Origin of the sequence: Methylocystis sp. (assembly GCF_050251305.1) — a bacterium.
In the GTDB taxonomy this organism is placed as follows: Bacteria; Pseudomonadota; Alphaproteobacteria; order Rhizobiales; family Beijerinckiaceae; genus Methylocystis.
The window spans coordinates 1-15765 of the sequence record NZ_JBFWNB010000067.1 but is presented as its reverse complement, the minus strand read 5'-3'; the positions used below and the strand labels follow the sequence as shown (position 1 = coordinate 15765).

Annotated in this window: 17 protein-coding genes; 13 read left to right on the top strand and 4 right to left on the bottom strand. The window is 66.4% G+C overall.

Going from position 1 to position 15765, the window contains the following annotated elements:
• Together AB7F41_RS15875 and AB7F41_RS15870 are read left to right on the top strand one after the other, a co-directional pair.
• The coding region (locus tag AB7F41_RS15875) for a Ppx/GppA phosphatase family protein (RefSeq protein WP_428406683.1) at positions 1–587 on the top strand (587 nt) is incomplete at its 5' end.
• A gap of 138 nt (positions 588–725) precedes the next feature.
• A complete protein-coding gene (locus AB7F41_RS15870) occupies positions 726–1235 on the top strand; it encodes an RNA pyrophosphohydrolase (RefSeq protein ID WP_428406682.1) in 510 nt (169 codons plus the stop codon).
• On the opposite strand, the gene AB7F41_RS15865 is transcribed toward AB7F41_RS15870, so the two are convergent.
• Positions 1232–2578 (bottom strand): RsmB/NOP family class I SAM-dependent RNA methyltransferase, encoded by a 1347-nt coding sequence (locus AB7F41_RS15865; protein WP_428385482.1) that lies wholly within the window; start codon positions 2576–2578, stop codon positions 1232–1234. The genes AB7F41_RS15870 and AB7F41_RS15865 overlap by 4 nt on opposite strands.
• A 164-nt stretch (positions 2579–2742) precedes the next feature.
• Here AB7F41_RS15865 and AB7F41_RS15860 point away from each other — a divergent pair, with 164 nt between their 5' ends.
• Complete coding sequence (locus tag AB7F41_RS15860; protein ID WP_428406681.1) at positions 2743–2949, top strand: DUF1674 domain-containing protein; 207 nt, start codon at positions 2743–2745, stop codon at positions 2947–2949.
• 38 nt (positions 2950–2987) lie between these two features.
• Positions 2988–3794, top strand: a complete 807-nt coding sequence (locus AB7F41_RS15855; protein WP_428385485.1) for a cyclase family protein — start codon at positions 2988–2990, stop codon at positions 3792–3794.
• A gap of 7 nt (positions 3795–3801) precedes the next feature.
• Here AB7F41_RS15855 and AB7F41_RS15850 read toward each other — a convergent pair whose 3' ends face one another.
• Positions 3802–4599, bottom strand: coding sequence for a dienelactone hydrolase family protein (locus tag AB7F41_RS15850; RefSeq protein ID WP_428385487.1), 798 nt, complete (start codon positions 4597–4599; stop codon positions 3802–3804).
• Between the two features lie 324 nt (positions 4600–4923).
• On the opposite strand from AB7F41_RS15850, the gene AB7F41_RS15845 reads away from it, so the two are divergent.
• From AB7F41_RS15845 to AB7F41_RS15805, 9 genes are all read left to right on the top strand, one after another.
• Positions 4924–6858 carry a potassium transporter Kup gene (locus tag AB7F41_RS15845; RefSeq protein ID WP_428385489.1) on the top strand — a complete coding sequence of 645 codons (1935 nt, stop codon included), beginning with the start codon at positions 4924–4926 and terminating at the stop codon, positions 6856–6858.
• A 150-nt stretch (positions 6859–7008) separates the two neighbouring features.
• Entirely contained in the window at positions 7009–7875 is an 867-nt protein-coding gene (gene trpA / locus AB7F41_RS15840) for a tryptophan synthase subunit alpha (protein WP_428385491.1), read from the top strand.
• Positions 7872–8738 (top strand): acetyl-CoA carboxylase, carboxyltransferase subunit beta, encoded by an 867-nt coding sequence (gene accD, locus AB7F41_RS15835; RefSeq protein WP_428385493.1) that lies wholly within the window; start codon positions 7872–7874, stop codon positions 8736–8738. The genes trpA and accD overlap by 4 nt, the downstream gene beginning before the upstream one ends.
• Positions 8739–8759: 21 nt before the next feature.
• Positions 8760–10076 (top strand): bifunctional folylpolyglutamate synthase/dihydrofolate synthase, encoded by a 1317-nt coding sequence (locus tag AB7F41_RS15830; protein WP_428385494.1) that lies wholly within the window; start codon positions 8760–8762, stop codon positions 10074–10076.
• 122 nt (positions 10077–10198) lie between these two features.
• Positions 10199–11344 carry a (5-formylfuran-3-yl)methyl phosphate synthase gene (locus AB7F41_RS15825; RefSeq protein WP_428385495.1) on the top strand — a complete coding sequence of 382 codons (1146 nt, stop codon included), beginning with the start codon at positions 10199–10201 and terminating at the stop codon, positions 11342–11344.
• Positions 11331–11969, top strand: coding sequence for a uridylate kinase (locus AB7F41_RS15820; RefSeq protein ID WP_428385497.1), 639 nt, complete (start codon positions 11331–11333; stop codon positions 11967–11969). Before AB7F41_RS15825 ends, AB7F41_RS15820 begins: the two co-directional genes overlap by 14 nt.
• On the top strand, positions 11969–12526 hold the full coding sequence (locus AB7F41_RS15815) for a flavoprotein (RefSeq protein WP_428385499.1): 558 nt from the start codon (positions 11969–11971) through the stop codon (positions 12524–12526). Before AB7F41_RS15820 ends, AB7F41_RS15815 begins: the two co-directional genes overlap by 1 nt.
• 12 nt (positions 12527–12538) lie before the next feature.
• Complete coding sequence (locus AB7F41_RS15810; protein ID WP_428385501.1) at positions 12539–13960, top strand: DUF6513 domain-containing protein; 1422 nt, start codon at positions 12539–12541, stop codon at positions 13958–13960.
• The gene (locus AB7F41_RS15805; protein WP_428385503.1) at positions 13944–14522 is read left to right on the top strand and encodes a DUF447 domain-containing protein; all 579 of its coding nucleotides are present in this window, start codon (positions 13944–13946) and stop codon (positions 14520–14522) included. The genes AB7F41_RS15810 and AB7F41_RS15805 overlap by 17 nt, the downstream gene beginning before the upstream one ends.
• A gap of 18 nt (positions 14523–14540) precedes the next feature.
• On the opposite strand, the gene AB7F41_RS15800 is transcribed toward AB7F41_RS15805, so the two are convergent.
• Together AB7F41_RS15800 and AB7F41_RS15795 are read right to left on the bottom strand one after the other, a co-directional pair.
• Positions 14541–15584 carry a hydantoinase/oxoprolinase family protein gene (locus AB7F41_RS15800; protein WP_428385504.1) on the bottom strand — a complete coding sequence of 348 codons (1044 nt, stop codon included), beginning with the start codon at positions 15582–15584 and terminating at the stop codon, positions 14541–14543.
• Positions 15585–15648: 64 nt separating this feature from the next.
• Positions 15649–15765 (bottom strand): formaldehyde-activating enzyme (locus AB7F41_RS15795; protein ID WP_428385182.1); only part of this gene is annotated, 117 nt, incomplete at its 5' end.

Genomic DNA, 15765 nt, shown 5'->3' with positions numbered 1-15765 from the left:
GCGTCCTGCTCTTTGATATCGGCGGCGGGTCCACCGAACTGGTTTGGCTGACGCGCGAGCGGCGCGGCGACCACAGCGCCTACGCCTTCCGCGACTGGACCTCGCTCGAATTGGGCGTCGTGACCCTCGCTGAGCATTTTGGCGGCCGCTGCGTCTCGGCCGAGACCTTCGCGGCCATGGCGCAGGAGGCGCAAGAGAATTTCGCGCCCTTCGCACGTCGGATGGCGTCGGAGCGGCGCTGTCCGCGTTTCCATCTGCTCGGCACGTCGGGCACCGTCACCACGCTGGCCGGCGTTCATCTCGGCCTCGAACGTTATGATCGCTGGCGCGTCGACGGCCTGTGGATGAGCGACGACGACGCCACCCGGGCGATCATGCGGCTGCGCGGCATGGATTTCGAGGCGCGCGTCGCCAATGGCTGCATCGGTCCGCAGCGGGCCGATCTCGTCCTCGCCGGATGCGCCATTTTCGAAGCGATTCGCGCGCTTTTCCCCGCGCAGCGGACGCGCATCGCCGATAGGGGGTTGCGCGAGGGAATGCTGCTGGAGCTAATGGAGGCCGACGGCGCGCTGACGCGCCGCATATGACCGCCCGACGCGGATCGCGTGGGCGACCGGCTGAAGGCTGGCGACGGGGGGAGCGGCGATGACCGACGCATTCGACAGGGCGCGCCGACGCGGCCCATCCCTTGGGGCATGCCTTGGAACATGCCTTGGGACGTCTCGATGAGCCCGCACGGGTTGTATCGGCCTTGCGTCGGCGTCCTGCTGCTGAACGCCCAGGGCCTCGTCTTCATCGGCCAGCGGCGCGCCAAGAGCGCCCATGACCACACCCAGCCGCCCTATCTCTGGCAGATGCCGCAGGGCGGCATCGACGAGGGCGAAACGCCCTATGAGGCGGCGCTGCGCGAGCTTTATGAAGAAACCAATGTGTCGAGCGTCGCCCTCCTGGGCGAGGCTCCGGACTGGCTGCGCTACGACCTGCCCAAAGGCTCCAACAACCGCTGGAACGGCAAATATATCGGCCAGACGCAGCGCTGGTTCGCGCTGCGCTTCACCGGCGACGACGGCGAGATCGACATTCACGCCCCGGGCGGCGGCGCGCATAAGCCGGAATTCGACGCCTGGCGCTGGGAGAAGCTCTCAGCGCTTCCGGAACTCATCGTTCCGTTCAAGCGGACCGTCTATGAGCAGGTCGTGAAGGCGTTTGCGCCGCTCGCCGAGGCGCAAGTCTAGGCCGATCGCAGCAGCCGCGCGGCGAAGAACCCGTCGATCCCCGCGAGGCGCGGATCCTCGTTCGGCCAGTAATGCGGCAGCGTGCGCAGATCGCCGTCGCTATTGATGAACTCCTTGGGGATTCCCTCTTCCGGATCGACCGGCATGCGGCGGAAATCCGGATTGCGGCGCAAAAACGCGGCGATCTGCTGCTCGCCCTCTTCAGGCTCCAACGAGCAGGTGCAATAGACGATGCGCCCGCCGGCCCGCGTCAGGAGCGCTGCGCGGTTGAGCAGCTTCGTTTGCAGGCCCGCGAGCGTTTCGATGTCGCCCGGCTTCTTGGTCCAGGGGACGTCGGGATGGCGACGGATGGTCCCCGTCGCCGAACAGGGCGCATCGATCAGAATCGCGTCGAACGGCTGGGCCTGATACGCGGCCGCGTCGCCGACCGCGACATCGGCGTGCAAATTCAGCCGCGCGAGATTGGCGGCGAGCAGTTTCAACCGCTCCGCCGAGCGATCGAGCGCCACCACATGGGCGCGCGCAAGCGCCAGTTGCGCCGTCTTGCCGCCCGGCGCGGCGCACATGTCGAGCACGCGCTCGTCGGAGCGCGCCGCCAGCAGGCGCGCCGGCAGGGCGGCGGCCGCATCCTGCACCCACCATTCGCCTTCTTCATAGCCGGCAAGTTCAGCGATCGGCGTCCGCGCGCGCAGCCGCACGGATCCCGTCGGCAGAACGACGCCATCGAGCCGCTCCGCCCATCCCCTTGGATCGTCCTTTAACGAGAGGTCGAGCGGCGGCTCCAGCATGTGCATCGCGGCGATGGCGCGCGCCGTTGCTTCGCCGTAGTGCTTACGCCAGCGCTGCGAAAGCCATGTCGGCGCGTCGTGCTCGCCGCCCGCGGCGATGTCCACGAATTCGTCGCGCCGACGCGCGAGATTGCGCAGCACGCCATTGACGACGCCGCTCAGGCCGGCGGTCTTGGGTTCAAGGCGCGTGGCGCGCACGGCGAGATCGACGGCGGCGTGGTCGGCGGCGTCAAGGAAGAGGATTTGCGCGGCGGCGGCGATGAGAGAATATTCAAGCCGCGCGGCCTGGCGCGGCAGCCCCTTCTCCAGAAGTTCGCCGAGCGCATAGCGAATGACGCCGAGCCGCCGCAATGCGACCGTGACGATCGAGCGCGTCAGCGCCACGTCTCGCGCATCCAGTCCGGACACGCGGGAGGGCACGGCGTTTGGCGCGAAGCAATCGTCGAGACGATGCCCGCCCTGCACGATGTCGCCAATGATATTGGCGGCGGCGAGACGCGCCGGCAGCCCGGGGATCTTCGCCGCTTCGGCCTCCCGCACCGCTTCGGCGGGCACGAAGCCCTGCCGCGACCCCTGGCGTCCCGGCGCACGCGCTGATTTGGTCCGAGCGGAAAATGATCTACTGTCGCTATTCGCCAAACGGCTTCTCCCTCCGCGACCGAGCCGAATCATAGCACAATAGCCCGCGCGGCGGGCGACGAATGCACGGAGGAACGGCGGTGTCCGAGCCAGATCAGCCGACGAACCAGAGCGCGCGGCGCGCGCAGTTGCCGCCGGCCGCGCAACGCGCATTGGCGGAAGCCGAGGCGCGCCGCCGCGAGGCCGCGCGATCGCAGATCCAGCCCCAGGAGCGCGGCGGCCGCGGCGGTCTCGACCCGGCGCGCTACGGCGACTGGGAAGTCAAAGGAATCGCTAGCGATTTTTGAACCGCAGCGCGCGAGCGCCTTGCTGGAGATCGTCTCATATGAAGATGCGCGTTACGTTCTGCTGCCTGTCGTTTTGTCTGATGTTCGCCGCCGCCCGCGAACCGGCGCAGGCGCAAAGCCTCGACCTTGCATCGAGCAAAGTCGTCGACCTCAGCCACGCCTTCAACGCCGAGACCATCTATTGGCCGACCTCGCCCTCCGGATTCGAGCTGAAGGTTCTCCACAAGGGGCCGACAAAGGCGGGCTTCTTCTATTTCGCGCAGGCCTTTTGTTCGCCCGAGCACGGCGGCACGCATCTCGACGCGCCGATGCATTTCGCCGAAAGGGGATGGACGAGCTCCGACATTCCCGCCGAACGCTTCGTGCGCCCGGCGGTCGTCATCGACGTCGCCGCCAAGGCCGAAGCGAACCCGGATTATCTGCTCAGCGTCGCCGACATTGCCGCCTGGGAGGCGGCGCACGGCCGCATTCCGGACAAAGCCATCGTGCTGCTGCGCACCGGATGGAGCTCGCGCTGGCCGGACAAGAAGGCCTATCTCGGCGACGACACGCCGGGGGACGCCAGCCATCTGCATTTCCCGTCATTCGGCCCCGAAGCCGCCGCATGGCTGGCGAAAGAGCGCCGCCCGGATTTTATCGGCGTGGACACGGCGAGCGTGGACAACGGACCATCGCAGGACTTCCAGGTTCACAGAATCATCGGCGCCGCCAATATCGGCGGGCTGGAGAATCTGACCAACCTCGATCAGCTGCCGCCGACAGGCGCGATCGTCGTCGCTTTGCCGATGAAGATCGAAAAGGGCTCGGGCGGTCCGGCGCGCATCATCGCGCTGGTCCCGCAATGACCGCCGATCAGCCCAGGCCTTTCGCGCGCAGGAAGGCCAGCGCCCTCGCCCAGGCGTCCTGAGCGGCTTCGGCTCGATAGCTTTCGCGATAGTCGGCGAAGAACGCATGCGGCGCGTCGTCATAGACGATGATTTCGGCGGGCGCCTGCGCCTGCTTGAGCCGTTCGCGCATCTCCGTGACGAGTTCGGCCGGAATGCTCGGATCCGCGCCGCCGTAGAGTCCCAGCGTCGGCGTTTTCACCGCCGCCGCGACGTCGATCGGCCAGCGCGGCTGCTCCGGCGTATGCGGCCCGTCCAGCCGTCCATACCAGGGAACGCAGGCGAGGAGCTGCGGATTGTGGACGGCGTAGAGCCAGGCGATTCGCGCGCCCCAGCAAAAACCGGTTATCGCGGCGCGCCGGGCGTCGCCGCCGCGCGCGACGGCGCAGGCAAGCGCCTGATCGAACGTCGCCATCGTCTCGGCGTCGGGAACCTTGGCGACAATGGCGCGAATCGCGTCGATGTCCGGCGCTTTTTGCGGGTCGCCGTAGCGAATGAGAAAGTCGGGAGCGATGGCGACAAACCCGAGTTTTGCGAACCGCCGCACGACGTCGCGGATATGCTCATGCAGGCCGAAAATCTCCTGCGCCACGAGAATGATCGGGAAGTCCTCGCCAGCCTGAGGGCGGGCGACATAGGCCGGCGCCCCGTTTGGCAGCGTCGTCATGCCCGCTTCGAGACCCTGTGTGTCGGTGACGACCGTATTTGGCGAGGCGGCGCCCGCCGCCGGGGCGAATCGCGCCGAACTGTTCAAGGATGAGAACACAATGCCTCCTGAGAACTGTCGTCCCAGGGATTAGCTACAGAACCGGCCGGCTTTGTCCAGATCGCCGACAGCCGTCAGTTTCCGATCTCAGAGGCGCCCGAGCGGCGAAACCGTCGCGAGTCCGCCAACGTCCGGCGCCCAAACGATACAGCGCATTCCCCGCTTCTCATCGCGCGGAAAAGCGCGTATATCGCCGCACCGTGATCGGCGGACCCGCGCCGAAGGAGAGGAAGCCTTGCTCGCCCCCGTTCTCGCTCTGGGCGAACGCCCGCTTCCGAGAACGTCGATAAGCGGCGCGGCGGGTCCTATCGAAGGAAACGTCCCATGACGCAGCGATCCGACGCCGGTCCCGCCTCCGGCGGCGATGGGACGCAAGCTCATGCGCATCACGCGGACGAGCACGCAAAGGGCGGGCTCATCGGCCTGATCATCGGTTCGATCGGCGTCGTATACGGCGACATCGGGACGAGCCCGCTCTATGCCCTGCGCGAGTCGCTCGCGCATCAGGTGGAATATGACGCGCTAACCGAGGAATCCGTCATCGGCGCGATCTCGCTGCTCATCTTCGCGCTGATTTTCACCGTCACCATCAAATACGTCATCTTTGTCATGCGTGCGGACAACCGCGGCGAAGGCGGCATTCTGTCGCTCATGGCGCTCGCGCAGACCGCGATGGGCCGACGCACGCGGGTCGCCTTCATGCTCGGCGTTGGCGGCGCGGCGCTCTTCGCCGGCGAAGCGATCATCACGCCGGCGATTTCGGTGATGTCGGCGATCGAGGGGTTGGAGCTCGTCACCGACCGCTTCAACGAATTCGTCCTGCCGATCACCATCTTTATTCTGGTCGCGCTGTTTTGGGCGCAAAGTCACGGAACGGCGCGCGTGGCGGCCTTGTTCGGGCCGATCATGATCGTCTTCTTTCTGAGCATCGGCGTCTTGGGCGCGATGCATATTCCGGAAGCGCCGCAGGTCCTGCGCAGTTTTGATCCGCGCGAGGGCATCTCCTTCCTTCTGACGCACGGGTGGCTCGGCTTCGTCGTCCTCGGTTCGGTTTTTCTCGCCGTCACGGGCGTCGAGGCGCTTTACGCCGACATGGGCCATTTCGGCCGTGGACCGATCCGGACCGCCTGGCTCGGATTTGTGCTGCCGGCGCTGCTGCTCAACTATCTCGGCCAAGGCGCGCTGGTGCTGTCGCGCCCTGAAGCCGTCGGCAATCCCTTCTTCCTGCTTGCGCCGGATTGGGCGCTTCTGCCGCTGGTGCTGCTTTCAACTCTGGCCACGACGATTGCGGCGCAGGCGGTCATCACCGGAGCGTTCTCGCTCTCGCGGCAAGCCATTCAGCTCGGACTCATTCCTCGCCTGGAGATCACCCACACTTCGGCGTCGCAGGAGGGTCAAATCTATATCGGCCGCATCAACCGGCTGATGCTGATCGGCGTGCTGCTGCTCGTCATCGCGTTCAGGAGCTCGTCGGCGCTCGCGTCCGCCTATGGCATAGCGGTGACCGGCACCATGGTGCTTTCGACGTCTCTCCTGTTCATCGTCGCCTGGCGCAAATGGGGCTGGCCCCTGCTCGTGGCGATCCTTTTCGCCGCATCGTTCCTCATCGTCGAATTCGCCTTTCTCGCCGCCAATCTGATGAAGGTCAAAGACGGCGGCTGGGTGCCGCTCGCGCTCGGCGGCTGCGTCATGATCATCATGTGGACCTGGACGCGCGGCACGCGGCTTCTCGCCGAGAAAACCCATCGCGATTCGATCCCGATGATGGAGCTCATCGAGATGCTGGAGAAATCGAAGCCGACGCGCGTGCCGGGCACGGCGGTTTTTCTGACGAGCGATCCGGACGTCGCGCCGACCGCGTTGATGCACAATCTCAAGCACAACAAGGTTCTGCATGAGCGGGTGCTGGTGATCTGCGTCAAGACCGAGGACCGGCCGCGCGTTGCGCCGGAAAACCGCTTCGAAATCCAAAAGCTCGCCGACGATTTCTATCGGGCGACGCTCCACTACGGCTTCATGGAGAGTCCCCGCGTCCCCGCGGCGCTCGCCGCCCTGCGCAAGGCCGGCTTCAAATACGACATCATGACGACGAGCTTCTTTCTCGGGCGCCGCTCGATCAAGGAGAGCGCCTCGTCGGAAATGCCGACCTGGCAGGACAAGCTCTATGTCGCGCTCACCCATCAGGCCGCCAACGCGACGGACTTCTTCTCGATTCCCTCCGACCGCGTCGTGGAATTGGGCGCGCAAGTGACGATTTAGCGCGCGCGAAAACAGTGGACGGAACGGCGCCCAGGCACTAAGCAACGGCGGCCTGTTGAGCCTCCATGAGCGCCCGAAGCCGTCCGGCGCGGCCGGGCCGAAGCGGGCTTTCGGCGAATTTGCGCGCCTCACCAAGGACCTCTGTCGCTTATGCCAACCCGCATCGACGATCGTTTTGCCGCCCTCAGGAAAGAACGGCGCGCGGCTCTCGTGACCTTCGTGATGGCGGGCGACCCCGATCTCGCGACGTCGCTCGAAATTCTGCAGCAGCTTCCAGGCGCGGGAGCCGACGTCATCGAGGTCGGCATGCCCTTCACCGATCCCATGGCGGACGGACCGGCGATTCAGGCGGCCGGCCTGCGCGCGCTCAGGGCGGGGACCACGCTCAGGAAGACCTTGAAGCTCGTCGCCGACTTCCGCGCCGGCGACGACGCCACCCCCATCGTGCTTATGGGCTACTACAATCCGATCTACGTCTATGGCGTCGACGGCTTCCTGCGCGACGCCCGCGACGCCGGCGTTGACGGCCTCATCGTGGTGGATCTGCCGCCGGAAGAAGACGCCGAACTCTGCGTCCCCGCCCGCAACGCCGGGCTGAACTTCATTCGCCTCGCAACGCCGACGACCGACGACAAGCGCCTCCCCAAGGTGCTCGAAAACACAAGCGGTTTCGTCTACTATGTGTCGCTCACCGGCATCACCGGCGCGGCGCTCGCCGACTATACGGGCGTGAGCCAGGCGGTTGCGCGCATCAAACGGCATACCGGGCTGCCGATCGCCGTTGGCTTCGGCGTCAAGAATGCGGAGAACGCCGCCGAGATCGCCCGCAACGCCGATGGCGTGGTCGTCGGCTCGGCGCTCGTCGAAGCGCTTAAGGGCTCGCTTGACGCCGAAGGCCGGGCCGGTCCCTCGAGCGTCAGCGCCGTGACGGGGCTCGTCGCGTCGATCGCCCAAGGCGTGAGAGACGCCCGGCCAAAAGGCGGCGTCATGAGTTGGTTGACGAGGCTCGTGTCATGAACTGGTATTCGAACGTCGTCCCGCCGAAGATCAAGGCGCTGATCAAACGCGAAGCGCCCGAAAATCTTTGGGTGAAATGTCCCGAAAGCGGGCAGCTCGTCTTTCACAAGGATATCGAGGCGAACCTCTATGTCGTGCCCGGATCGGGCTACCACATGCGCTGTCCGGTCGAGACGCGGCTCACGAATCTGTTCGATGGCGGCGAATGTGAGCTGCTCGCGACGCCAGAGGCGCCGCTGGATCCGCTCAAATTCCGCGACATCAAGCGTTACGTCGACAAGCTCAAGGAATATCGGACGCGGACCGGCATGGCGGACGCCGTGACGCTCGCCTTCGGCAATCTCGAGGGATCGCCGGTGACCGTCGCCGTGCAGGACTTCGAGTTTCTCGGCGGCTCGTTGGGCATGGCGGCCGGCGAGGCGATCATCGCCGGCTGCGAACATGCGCTCGTCAAGCGCTCGCCATTCGTCATCTTCACGGCGTCCGGCGGCGCGCGCATGCAGGAGGGCATGTTCTCGCTCATGCAGATGCCGCGCACGACCATCGCCGTGCAGCGCCTGCGGGAGGCGCGCCTGCCCTATATCGTCGTGCTGACCAATCCGACGACCGGCGGCGTCACCGCCTCCTACGCCATGCTCGGCGACGTGCAGATCGCCGAGCCCGGCGCGATCATCGGCTTCGCCGGCGCACGCGTCATCGAACAAACGATTCGCGAAAAGCTTCCCGAAGGCTTTCAACGCGCCGAATATTTGCGCGACCACGGCATGGTCGACATGGTGGTGCCGCGCAATGAAATGCGCGAGACTCTGGCGCGGCTGTGCGGCTTGCTGACCAAGTCGCCGCCACGACACGCCGCCGCCTGACGGTACGGGGCGCAGCCGCAAATGGATCAGCACGACGCGATCCTGTCGCGACTGCTCACGCTCCATCCCAAGAAGATCGACCTGTCGCTTGGGCGCACCGAGCGGCTGCTCGCCGCGCTTGGCCGCCCCGATCTCAGGCTGCCGCCGATCATTCACGTCGCCGGCACCAACGGAAAAGGGTCGACCATCGCATTCCTGCGCGCGATGCTCGAAGCCGCCGGCAAGCGCGTGCATGTCTATACGTCGCCACACCTGCTGCGCTTCAACGAGCGAATTCGTCTTGGCGCCGTCGGCGGCGGAAAGCTCGTCGACGACGAACGGCTGAACGCGGCCCTCGAACGCTGCGAACAGGCGAATGCGGGCCAGCCGATCACCTTTTTCGAGATCACGACGGCGGCGGCGTTTTCGCTCTTCGCCGAAGATCCGGCCGACTGGCTGCTGCTCGAAACGGGCCTCGGCGGACGCTATGACGCGACCAACGTCATCCCCCAGCCCAAATGCGCCATCATCACGTCGATCTCGCTCGACCACCTCGAATTCCTCGGCGATACGGTCGAAAAGATCGCTCATGAAAAAGCCGGCATATTGAAGAAGGGCGCGGCGGCGGTGATCGGCTTCCAGTCGGAGGCGGTCGCCAGGGCGCTGGACCGCGAGGCGCGGCGGGTCGGCGTGACGCTCACGGTCGCCGGACGGGATTTTCACATCAGCAACGAGAACGGGCGTCTCGTTTATGAAGACGAGCGCGGGCTTCTCGATTTGCCGCTGCCGCGCCTCGCCGGACGCCACCAGCATGAAAACGCCGCCGGCGCCATCGCGGCGCTGCGCGCCGTCGCGCCCGAGATTCCCACGACCGCGATCGAGACGGGGCTGACGCGCGCGGACTGGCCGGCGCGGCTGCAGCGGCTCACCCGCGGCGCCATCGTCGATCTCGCGCCGGCCGGCGCCGAGGTGTGGCTGGACGGCGGCCATAATGAGGACGGCGGCCGCGTTCTGGCCGAAGCCATGGCCGAGTTTCACGACAAGGCGCCCCGCCCGCTGGCGCTGATCTGCGGCGCGCAGACGACCAAAGACATTCGCGCCCTGCTGAAGCATTTCGTGGGGCTCGCGCGCGAAGTCGTCGCCGTCCCGGTCGAGGGGGAACATAAGAGCTGGCCCCCCGAGGAGGTTGCGGCGCTCGCCAAGGCGGAAGGGATCAGCGGCGCCGCGGCGGGCGGCGTCGAGGAGGCTTTGACGCTCCTGTCGACGCGCAGCTTCGATGCGCCGCCGCGCGTGCTTATCGCCGGGTCGCTCTATCTCGCCGCCTCGGTGCTGGCCGCCAACGGCTCGGTCGTCGAATAGGCGGATCCGCACGGCCAGGATTCGCGGCGTCCGTTATAGTGTATATGAATGCGGGCGGCGCGACGCGCGCCAGCCGCCGCAACGGCGGCGGACGGTTTTCATCCCCTTCGGAGCTTGAGTTCATGACCCTGATGTTGGCGAGCGTCCTCTCCCGCGAAGAGGCGGAGATCGCCCTGTCGCGCGGCGCCGACATCATCGACTGCAAGGCGCCCTCGCGCGGCGCGCTGGGCGCGCTGCCGCTCGACATGATCGCCGAGATCGTCGCCTTCGTCGACGGCCGCCGGCCGGTGAGCGCCGTCGTCGAACTGCCGCACGATGTCTCGCATGCGCTGCGCGCCTTCGAAGAGGTCCTCGACGCAGGCGTCGACTATGTGAAATTCGCCCTGCCGGCGACGCCTGACGCGGTGGAGATCATCGACGCGCTGGCGCCGCTCACCGTGAAAACGCGGCTCGTCGCCGTATTCTTCGCCGATCTCGGCCCCGAGTTCGATATTCTCGAACCGCTGGCCGGCGCGGGCTTTCATGGCGCGATGCTCGACACCGCGCATAAGGGGAAGGGCCGACTGGTCGATTATATGAGCGTCAGCGCGCTCTCCGAATTCGCCGCGCGCTGCCGAACGCTCGGACTCGCCTCTGGGCTCGCCGGCGCCTTGGAGCCGCCCGACGTGCCGCGCCTGCTGGTCACCGGGGCCGACGTGCTCGGCTTTCGCGGCGCGCTCTGCGCGCATGGCGATCGGCGCGCCGCCATCGACGGCCGCGCCACGGCGCTGATCCGCGATCTGATCCCCTCGGCGCGCGACGCGCAGATCGCGTTTCACGCCGACTGGTCCTTTCTCGGCCGCGGCTATATCGAACCGCCGGGCGCGAACGACACCGATTGCGTGTTCCTGAAGGACTATATCGCGCCCGTCGAAATCGGCGCCTATGCCCATGAACATGGCCATACGCAGCGCGTGCGTTTCAACGTCGAAGCGGAAGTCAGCCGCCTCAACGGCTCCGACGACATGCGCTCGATCTTTTCCTACGACGTGATCATGGACGCGATCAAAATGATTCTCGCCGGCGGCCATATCGAGCTTGTCGAAACGATCGCCGAACGACTCGCCGAAAGCGTGCTGCTGCATGAGCGCGTGCGCGCCGTCACCGTTCAGGTGGAAAAGCTCGACGTGGCGCCCGGCGCGGTCGGCGTGAAAATCCGGCGCGTGCGCGCTCATGAGGAGGCGCGACGTTTGCCGCCCGTTCCGATGCGCATCGATGCCGTCAAATAGCGCGCCGCTCGTCGTCAAGCTCGGCGGAAGCCTGCATGGCGCGCCGGCGCTCGCCGATTGGATCGCGGCGCTGAAACGCTACCCCCGCGCGATGGCGATCACGCCCGGCGGCGGGCCGTTCGCCGACGCGGTGCGCGCCGCGCAGCCGCTGATCGGCTATGACGAAAGGACGGCGCACGCCATGGCGGTTCTGGCGATGGAGCAATATGCGCTGGCGCTCGCGAACCGCGACGACGCGCTGCAACTCGCGGCCTCTCCAGGCGCGATCGAAGAGGCGCAGACGAACGGGCGCATCGCCCTTTGGCGGCCAAGCGGAATGGTCGCCGCCGCCGAAGACATCAGGCCGTCCTGGGACGTCACCTCCGACAGTCTCGCCGCCTGGCTTGCCAAGAAAACAGGCGCCCGCGCGCTGCTGCTGATCAAGAGCGTCGACGTCCCCGACGGCGCGTCGATGAGCGAGATTGTGCGCAAAAACATTGTCGATCCGGCGCTTCCGGATTATCTCGACGGGACGCCGCTCTTCGTCGCCGGCCCCTCGTCTCTCCCGCGCGCCGGCGCGCGTCTTGCCGAAGGCGCCCTGCCGGGCGCAGCCATCGCAATTTTTCCAACGCGGAAGTCCGCCTAATGACAAAAAAGAAAGTCGTCACCCCACGCTGGGGTTGGGCGCTCACCGGATCAGGACATTTCTTCACCGAATGTCTCGACATGATCCGCTCGCTCGATCACGTCGATCTCTTCGTCAGCAAAGCGGCGGCTGAAGTCGTGCGCATGTATAAGCACGATCTCGACCTCCCCGAGACGGTGCGGATCTTCAAGGACACGACGGCGAGCGCCGCGCCGGTCGGCAATTTCTATTACAACTTCTACCACACGCTGGTTCTCGCGCCTGCGACGTCGAACACCGTGGCGAAATGCGTCGTCGGCATTTCCGACAATCTCGCGACCAATGTCTTCGCGCAGGCTGGCAAATGCCGCGTGCCGACGATCGTCTTCGCCTGCGACACCGCGCCCGAACTCGAAACGCGGGCGCCCAAGGGCATGGTGATGGTCTATCCGCGCCGTATCGATCTGCAGAACACGGACGCGCTCAAATCCTTCGAAGCGACGCAGGTGGTCGAGAGCCTCGCGGCGCTGCAGGAGGCGGTCGAGCGCCGCCGACGCGAAGTCGAGCCGCAACCCTAGCGAAGGCTCCGCATGAGCGAGCGCCTGCTGTTCCTCACCGGCCATCTCGCTTTGCCGCGGTTGGAGCGGATGGTCGCGAGCTTCGGCGAAGCGGCGCAAGACTGGCGCATCCACGACATCGGCGTCAAGGTCGCGGCGCTGATGACGCAGGAGATCATCCATCGGCGGCTGCCGCGGCCCGTGCGCGCCGACCGCGTGATCCTGCCCGGACGCTGTCGCGCCGATCTCGCAGCGCTGACCGAGGATTTCGGCGTCGCCTTCGAACGCGGGCCTGAGGAAATCGCCGATCTTCCCGCCTATCTCGGACGCGGCGGCGCGCCCCCCGATCTGTCGCGCTACGACATGCAGATCTTCGCCGAGATCGTCGACGCGTCAAAAATGAGCGTCGCCGAGATTGCGGTCAAGGCGCGCGAACTCGTCGCCGGCGGCGCCGACGTCATCGATCTCGGCTGCCTGCCAGACACGCCCTTCGACCATCTCGAAGAAACGATCGCCGCGCTCAAGAACGCCGGCCTGAAGGTGAGCGTCGACTCGGCCAATGTCGCCGAGCTCGAACGCGCAGCGAAAGCTGGCGTGGATCACCTCTTGAGTCTGGACGAAGAAACGCTGTCGATCCTTCCCGACAACTCGCCCATCGTCCCGATCCTGACGCCGCGGCCGCATGGCGATCTCGACTCGCTGCAGCGCGCCGCGCGCCGCGCGCGCGCGCGCGGCGTCAGCGCCATTCTCGATCCGATTCTCGATCCGATCCATTTCGGCTTCGCCGCCTCGATCGCCCGCTATGTCGAACTGCGCGCCCGCGAGCCGGACGCCGAGATCATGATGGGCACCGGCAATCTCACGGAGCTCACCGACGCCGACTCCGCCGGCGTAACGGCGGCCATGCTCGGCATGTGTTCGGAGCTCGATATCCGCCATCTTCTCACTGTGCAGGTTTCGCCGCATACGCGGCGGACTCTGCAGGAGCACGACGCCGCAAGACGGTTAATGTTTGCGGCGCGCGCCGACCGCGCTCTGCCGAAAGGCTATAGCGACGCGCTGCTGCAGATCCATGATCGCAAACCCTATGCTGCAACGCCGCAAGAGATCGCCGAACTTGCGCGCGAACTGCGGGACGCTAATTTCCGCATAGAGACGACCCAGGACGGCGTGCACATCTACGCCAAGGGGTTTCATCACGTCGCGGCCGATGCGATGGCGCTTTTCCCGCATCTTTCCGTTGAACATGACGGCGCGCACGCCTTTTACCTTGGCGCGGAATTGATGAAGGCCGAGATCGCCTACAGGCTCGGGAAGCGCTATCGTCAGGACGAGCCGCTCGACTTCGGCGTCGCGACGGATCGTAACGAAGAGGATGCGACCCGCTTCAAGGAGATGGGCCACACCTTGCGCAAAGCGGGCCAGGGACCTGTTAAAGATGGCTCTGATACATGAATGCGTCGTCACGACGCTATCGCCGGAAGGTCGGCCACATATTGCGCCGCTCGGATTGATCGAGGAAAACGGCTACTGGATCGCGGCGCCGTTTCGTCCCTCCTCGACTCTGTTCAACCTCGCGCAAAATCCGAAACTGACGGCGAGCTTCACCGACGACGCCCGCATCTTTGCGGGGCTTGTCACGGGCCACCGAAGCTGGCCGCTCACCGACATTGACGAATGGCCTGCGCCGCGCCTTTCCGCCGCGCTCGCGCATGCCGAACTCATCGTCGCGCGCGTCGAAGAGCACGATACGCGGCCGCGTTTCTTCTGCAGGGTGCGGCGAATTCAATCGCATCGCGCCTTTCTCGGCATGAATCGGGCGCGCGCCGCCGTGCTCGAAGCAGCGATTCTCGCCACCCGTCTCGACATGCTGCCGCGCGAGAAGATCGAGAATGAACTCGCCTATCTGCAGATCGCCATCGACAAGACGGCGGGCGACGCGGAGCGCGAAGCCTGGGAGATGGTGAGGGCGAAAATCGACGCGCATCAGCGCGCCAAGGCGGACGCGGCGCAATAGTCGACGGGAATTTTCGGATTAAGCGCGCCGCGGCTCGGGAAGCAACGCAAGGGCTGCGGCCGGCGCGCAAACGGCCGCCTTGTCGCGCAAAGCCGGAGGCGCCGCGATCAGATCGCCGAAATCGACGAAGGCGCGGCCGAGCGCTTGAGCAAGCCGCGCCGCAAGCTTTCGGCCGGCGCCGGCGCCGACGATCGGCGCGTCGAAGGCGCGCGCGTCGCGCGACTCGCATAACGCAATCTGATCTTCGATGACGCGCAATTGGGCGCGCGCGAAAAATTCGGCAAGGGCGCGATGCTGCGCGTCGGCGAGTTCAGCGGCGTCGCGGCCGATGAGGCGCGCGAGCCGCGCGCGCGACGCCGCAATCGTCTTGGGGCGCCCGTCCGCCGTCGGCGAAAGGTCGGCCTCGGTTTCGCCTTCGGCGAGATCGCCGAGCACGCGCCGCACGTCGGCCATCGACGCGAAGGCTTCATTGACGAGCGGCGTCCAGGATCCGGCGACCGGCGCGCGCCGCGCATAGGCTTGCGGCGCGCCGCGCGAAAAGCCCGCATAGGCGAGTTCGCCACAAGCAAGGCGCGCGGTGTCGCTCGCGCCGAGCGCGACGACGCGGCCGGCGCAGATCGGCGCGAGATCCGTGGTTGTCGAACCGATGTCGATGAACAGCGCATCGGCGCAACGACGCGCGACCAGTTCGGCGGAGGCGCGCCAATTCGCCGACGCCACAGCGTCGACGTTGGCGCCGATCTCGTCACGCGTGATGAGGCCGCGGTCGCCCGCATAGAAAACAATGTCGGGAACGCCCATCTCGCGCATGGCGATCGAAGCGACCGTCGCGACTCCGCGCGCCCTGCTTTCGAAGGCGTCGGACAGTTCGGCGGTCATGGTGACGCGATGGCGGTCGGCGACGCCAAGCGCAGCGCGCCCGTCACGAAGCGCCTGCTCGAGGCTCGCGACGCCTTCATGCGGGGCGCAGGCGATCTGAACGACCGCCGTCAGCCGGCCGTCGTCCGCGCGCGCCGCTTTGATATGCGCGCCGCCAATGTCCCAGCCGATGATCGCCGTCACGCCGTCCCCCAAAAGAAAAAGGGGAGCCGTGCGGCCCCCCTTCGATCTCGAAAATCTACGCGGCTCAGTTGGGCGCGAAGGGGTGCTTGGCTTCGTTGCGCTTGGCGACGACTTCCGAGGCCTTCGGCTCGCCCTTGACGGCGCGCGCGATCGCTTCCTTCGTCGCGGTGTAGTTGTAGTC

Bases quoted from the DNA above. Each gene is read 5' to 3' on its own strand.
- AB7F41_RS15870 (WP_428406682.1), top strand. From the start codon at position 726: ATGAGCCCGCACGGGTTGTATCGGCCTTGCGTCGGCGTCCTGCTGCTG.
- AB7F41_RS15855 (WP_428385485.1), top strand. From the start codon at position 2,988: ATGAAGATGCGCGTTACGTTCTGCTGCCTGTCGTTTTGTCTGATGTTC.
- AB7F41_RS15845 (WP_428385489.1), top strand. From the start codon at position 4,924: ATGACGCAGCGATCCGACGCCGGTCCCGCCTCCGGCGGCGATGGGACG.
- trpA (WP_428385491.1), top strand. From the start codon at position 7,009: ATGCCAACCCGCATCGACGATCGTTTTGCCGCCCTCAGGAAAGAACGG.
- accD (WP_428385493.1), top strand. From the start codon at position 7,872: ATGAACTGGTATTCGAACGTCGTCCCGCCGAAGATCAAGGCGCTGATC.
- AB7F41_RS15830 (WP_428385494.1), top strand. From the start codon at position 8,760: ATGGATCAGCACGACGCGATCCTGTCGCGACTGCTCACGCTCCATCCC.
- AB7F41_RS15825 (WP_428385495.1), top strand. From the start codon at position 10,199: ATGACCCTGATGTTGGCGAGCGTCCTCTCCCGCGAAGAGGCGGAGATC.
- AB7F41_RS15820 (WP_428385497.1), top strand. From the start codon at position 11,331: ATGCCGTCAAATAGCGCGCCGCTCGTCGTCAAGCTCGGCGGAAGCCTG.
- AB7F41_RS15815 (WP_428385499.1), top strand. From the start codon at position 11,969: ATGACAAAAAAGAAAGTCGTCACCCCACGCTGGGGTTGGGCGCTCACC.
- AB7F41_RS15810 (WP_428385501.1), top strand. From the start codon at position 12,539: ATGAGCGAGCGCCTGCTGTTCCTCACCGGCCATCTCGCTTTGCCGCGG.
- AB7F41_RS15805 (WP_428385503.1), top strand. From the start codon at position 13,944: ATGGCTCTGATACATGAATGCGTCGTCACGACGCTATCGCCGGAAGGT.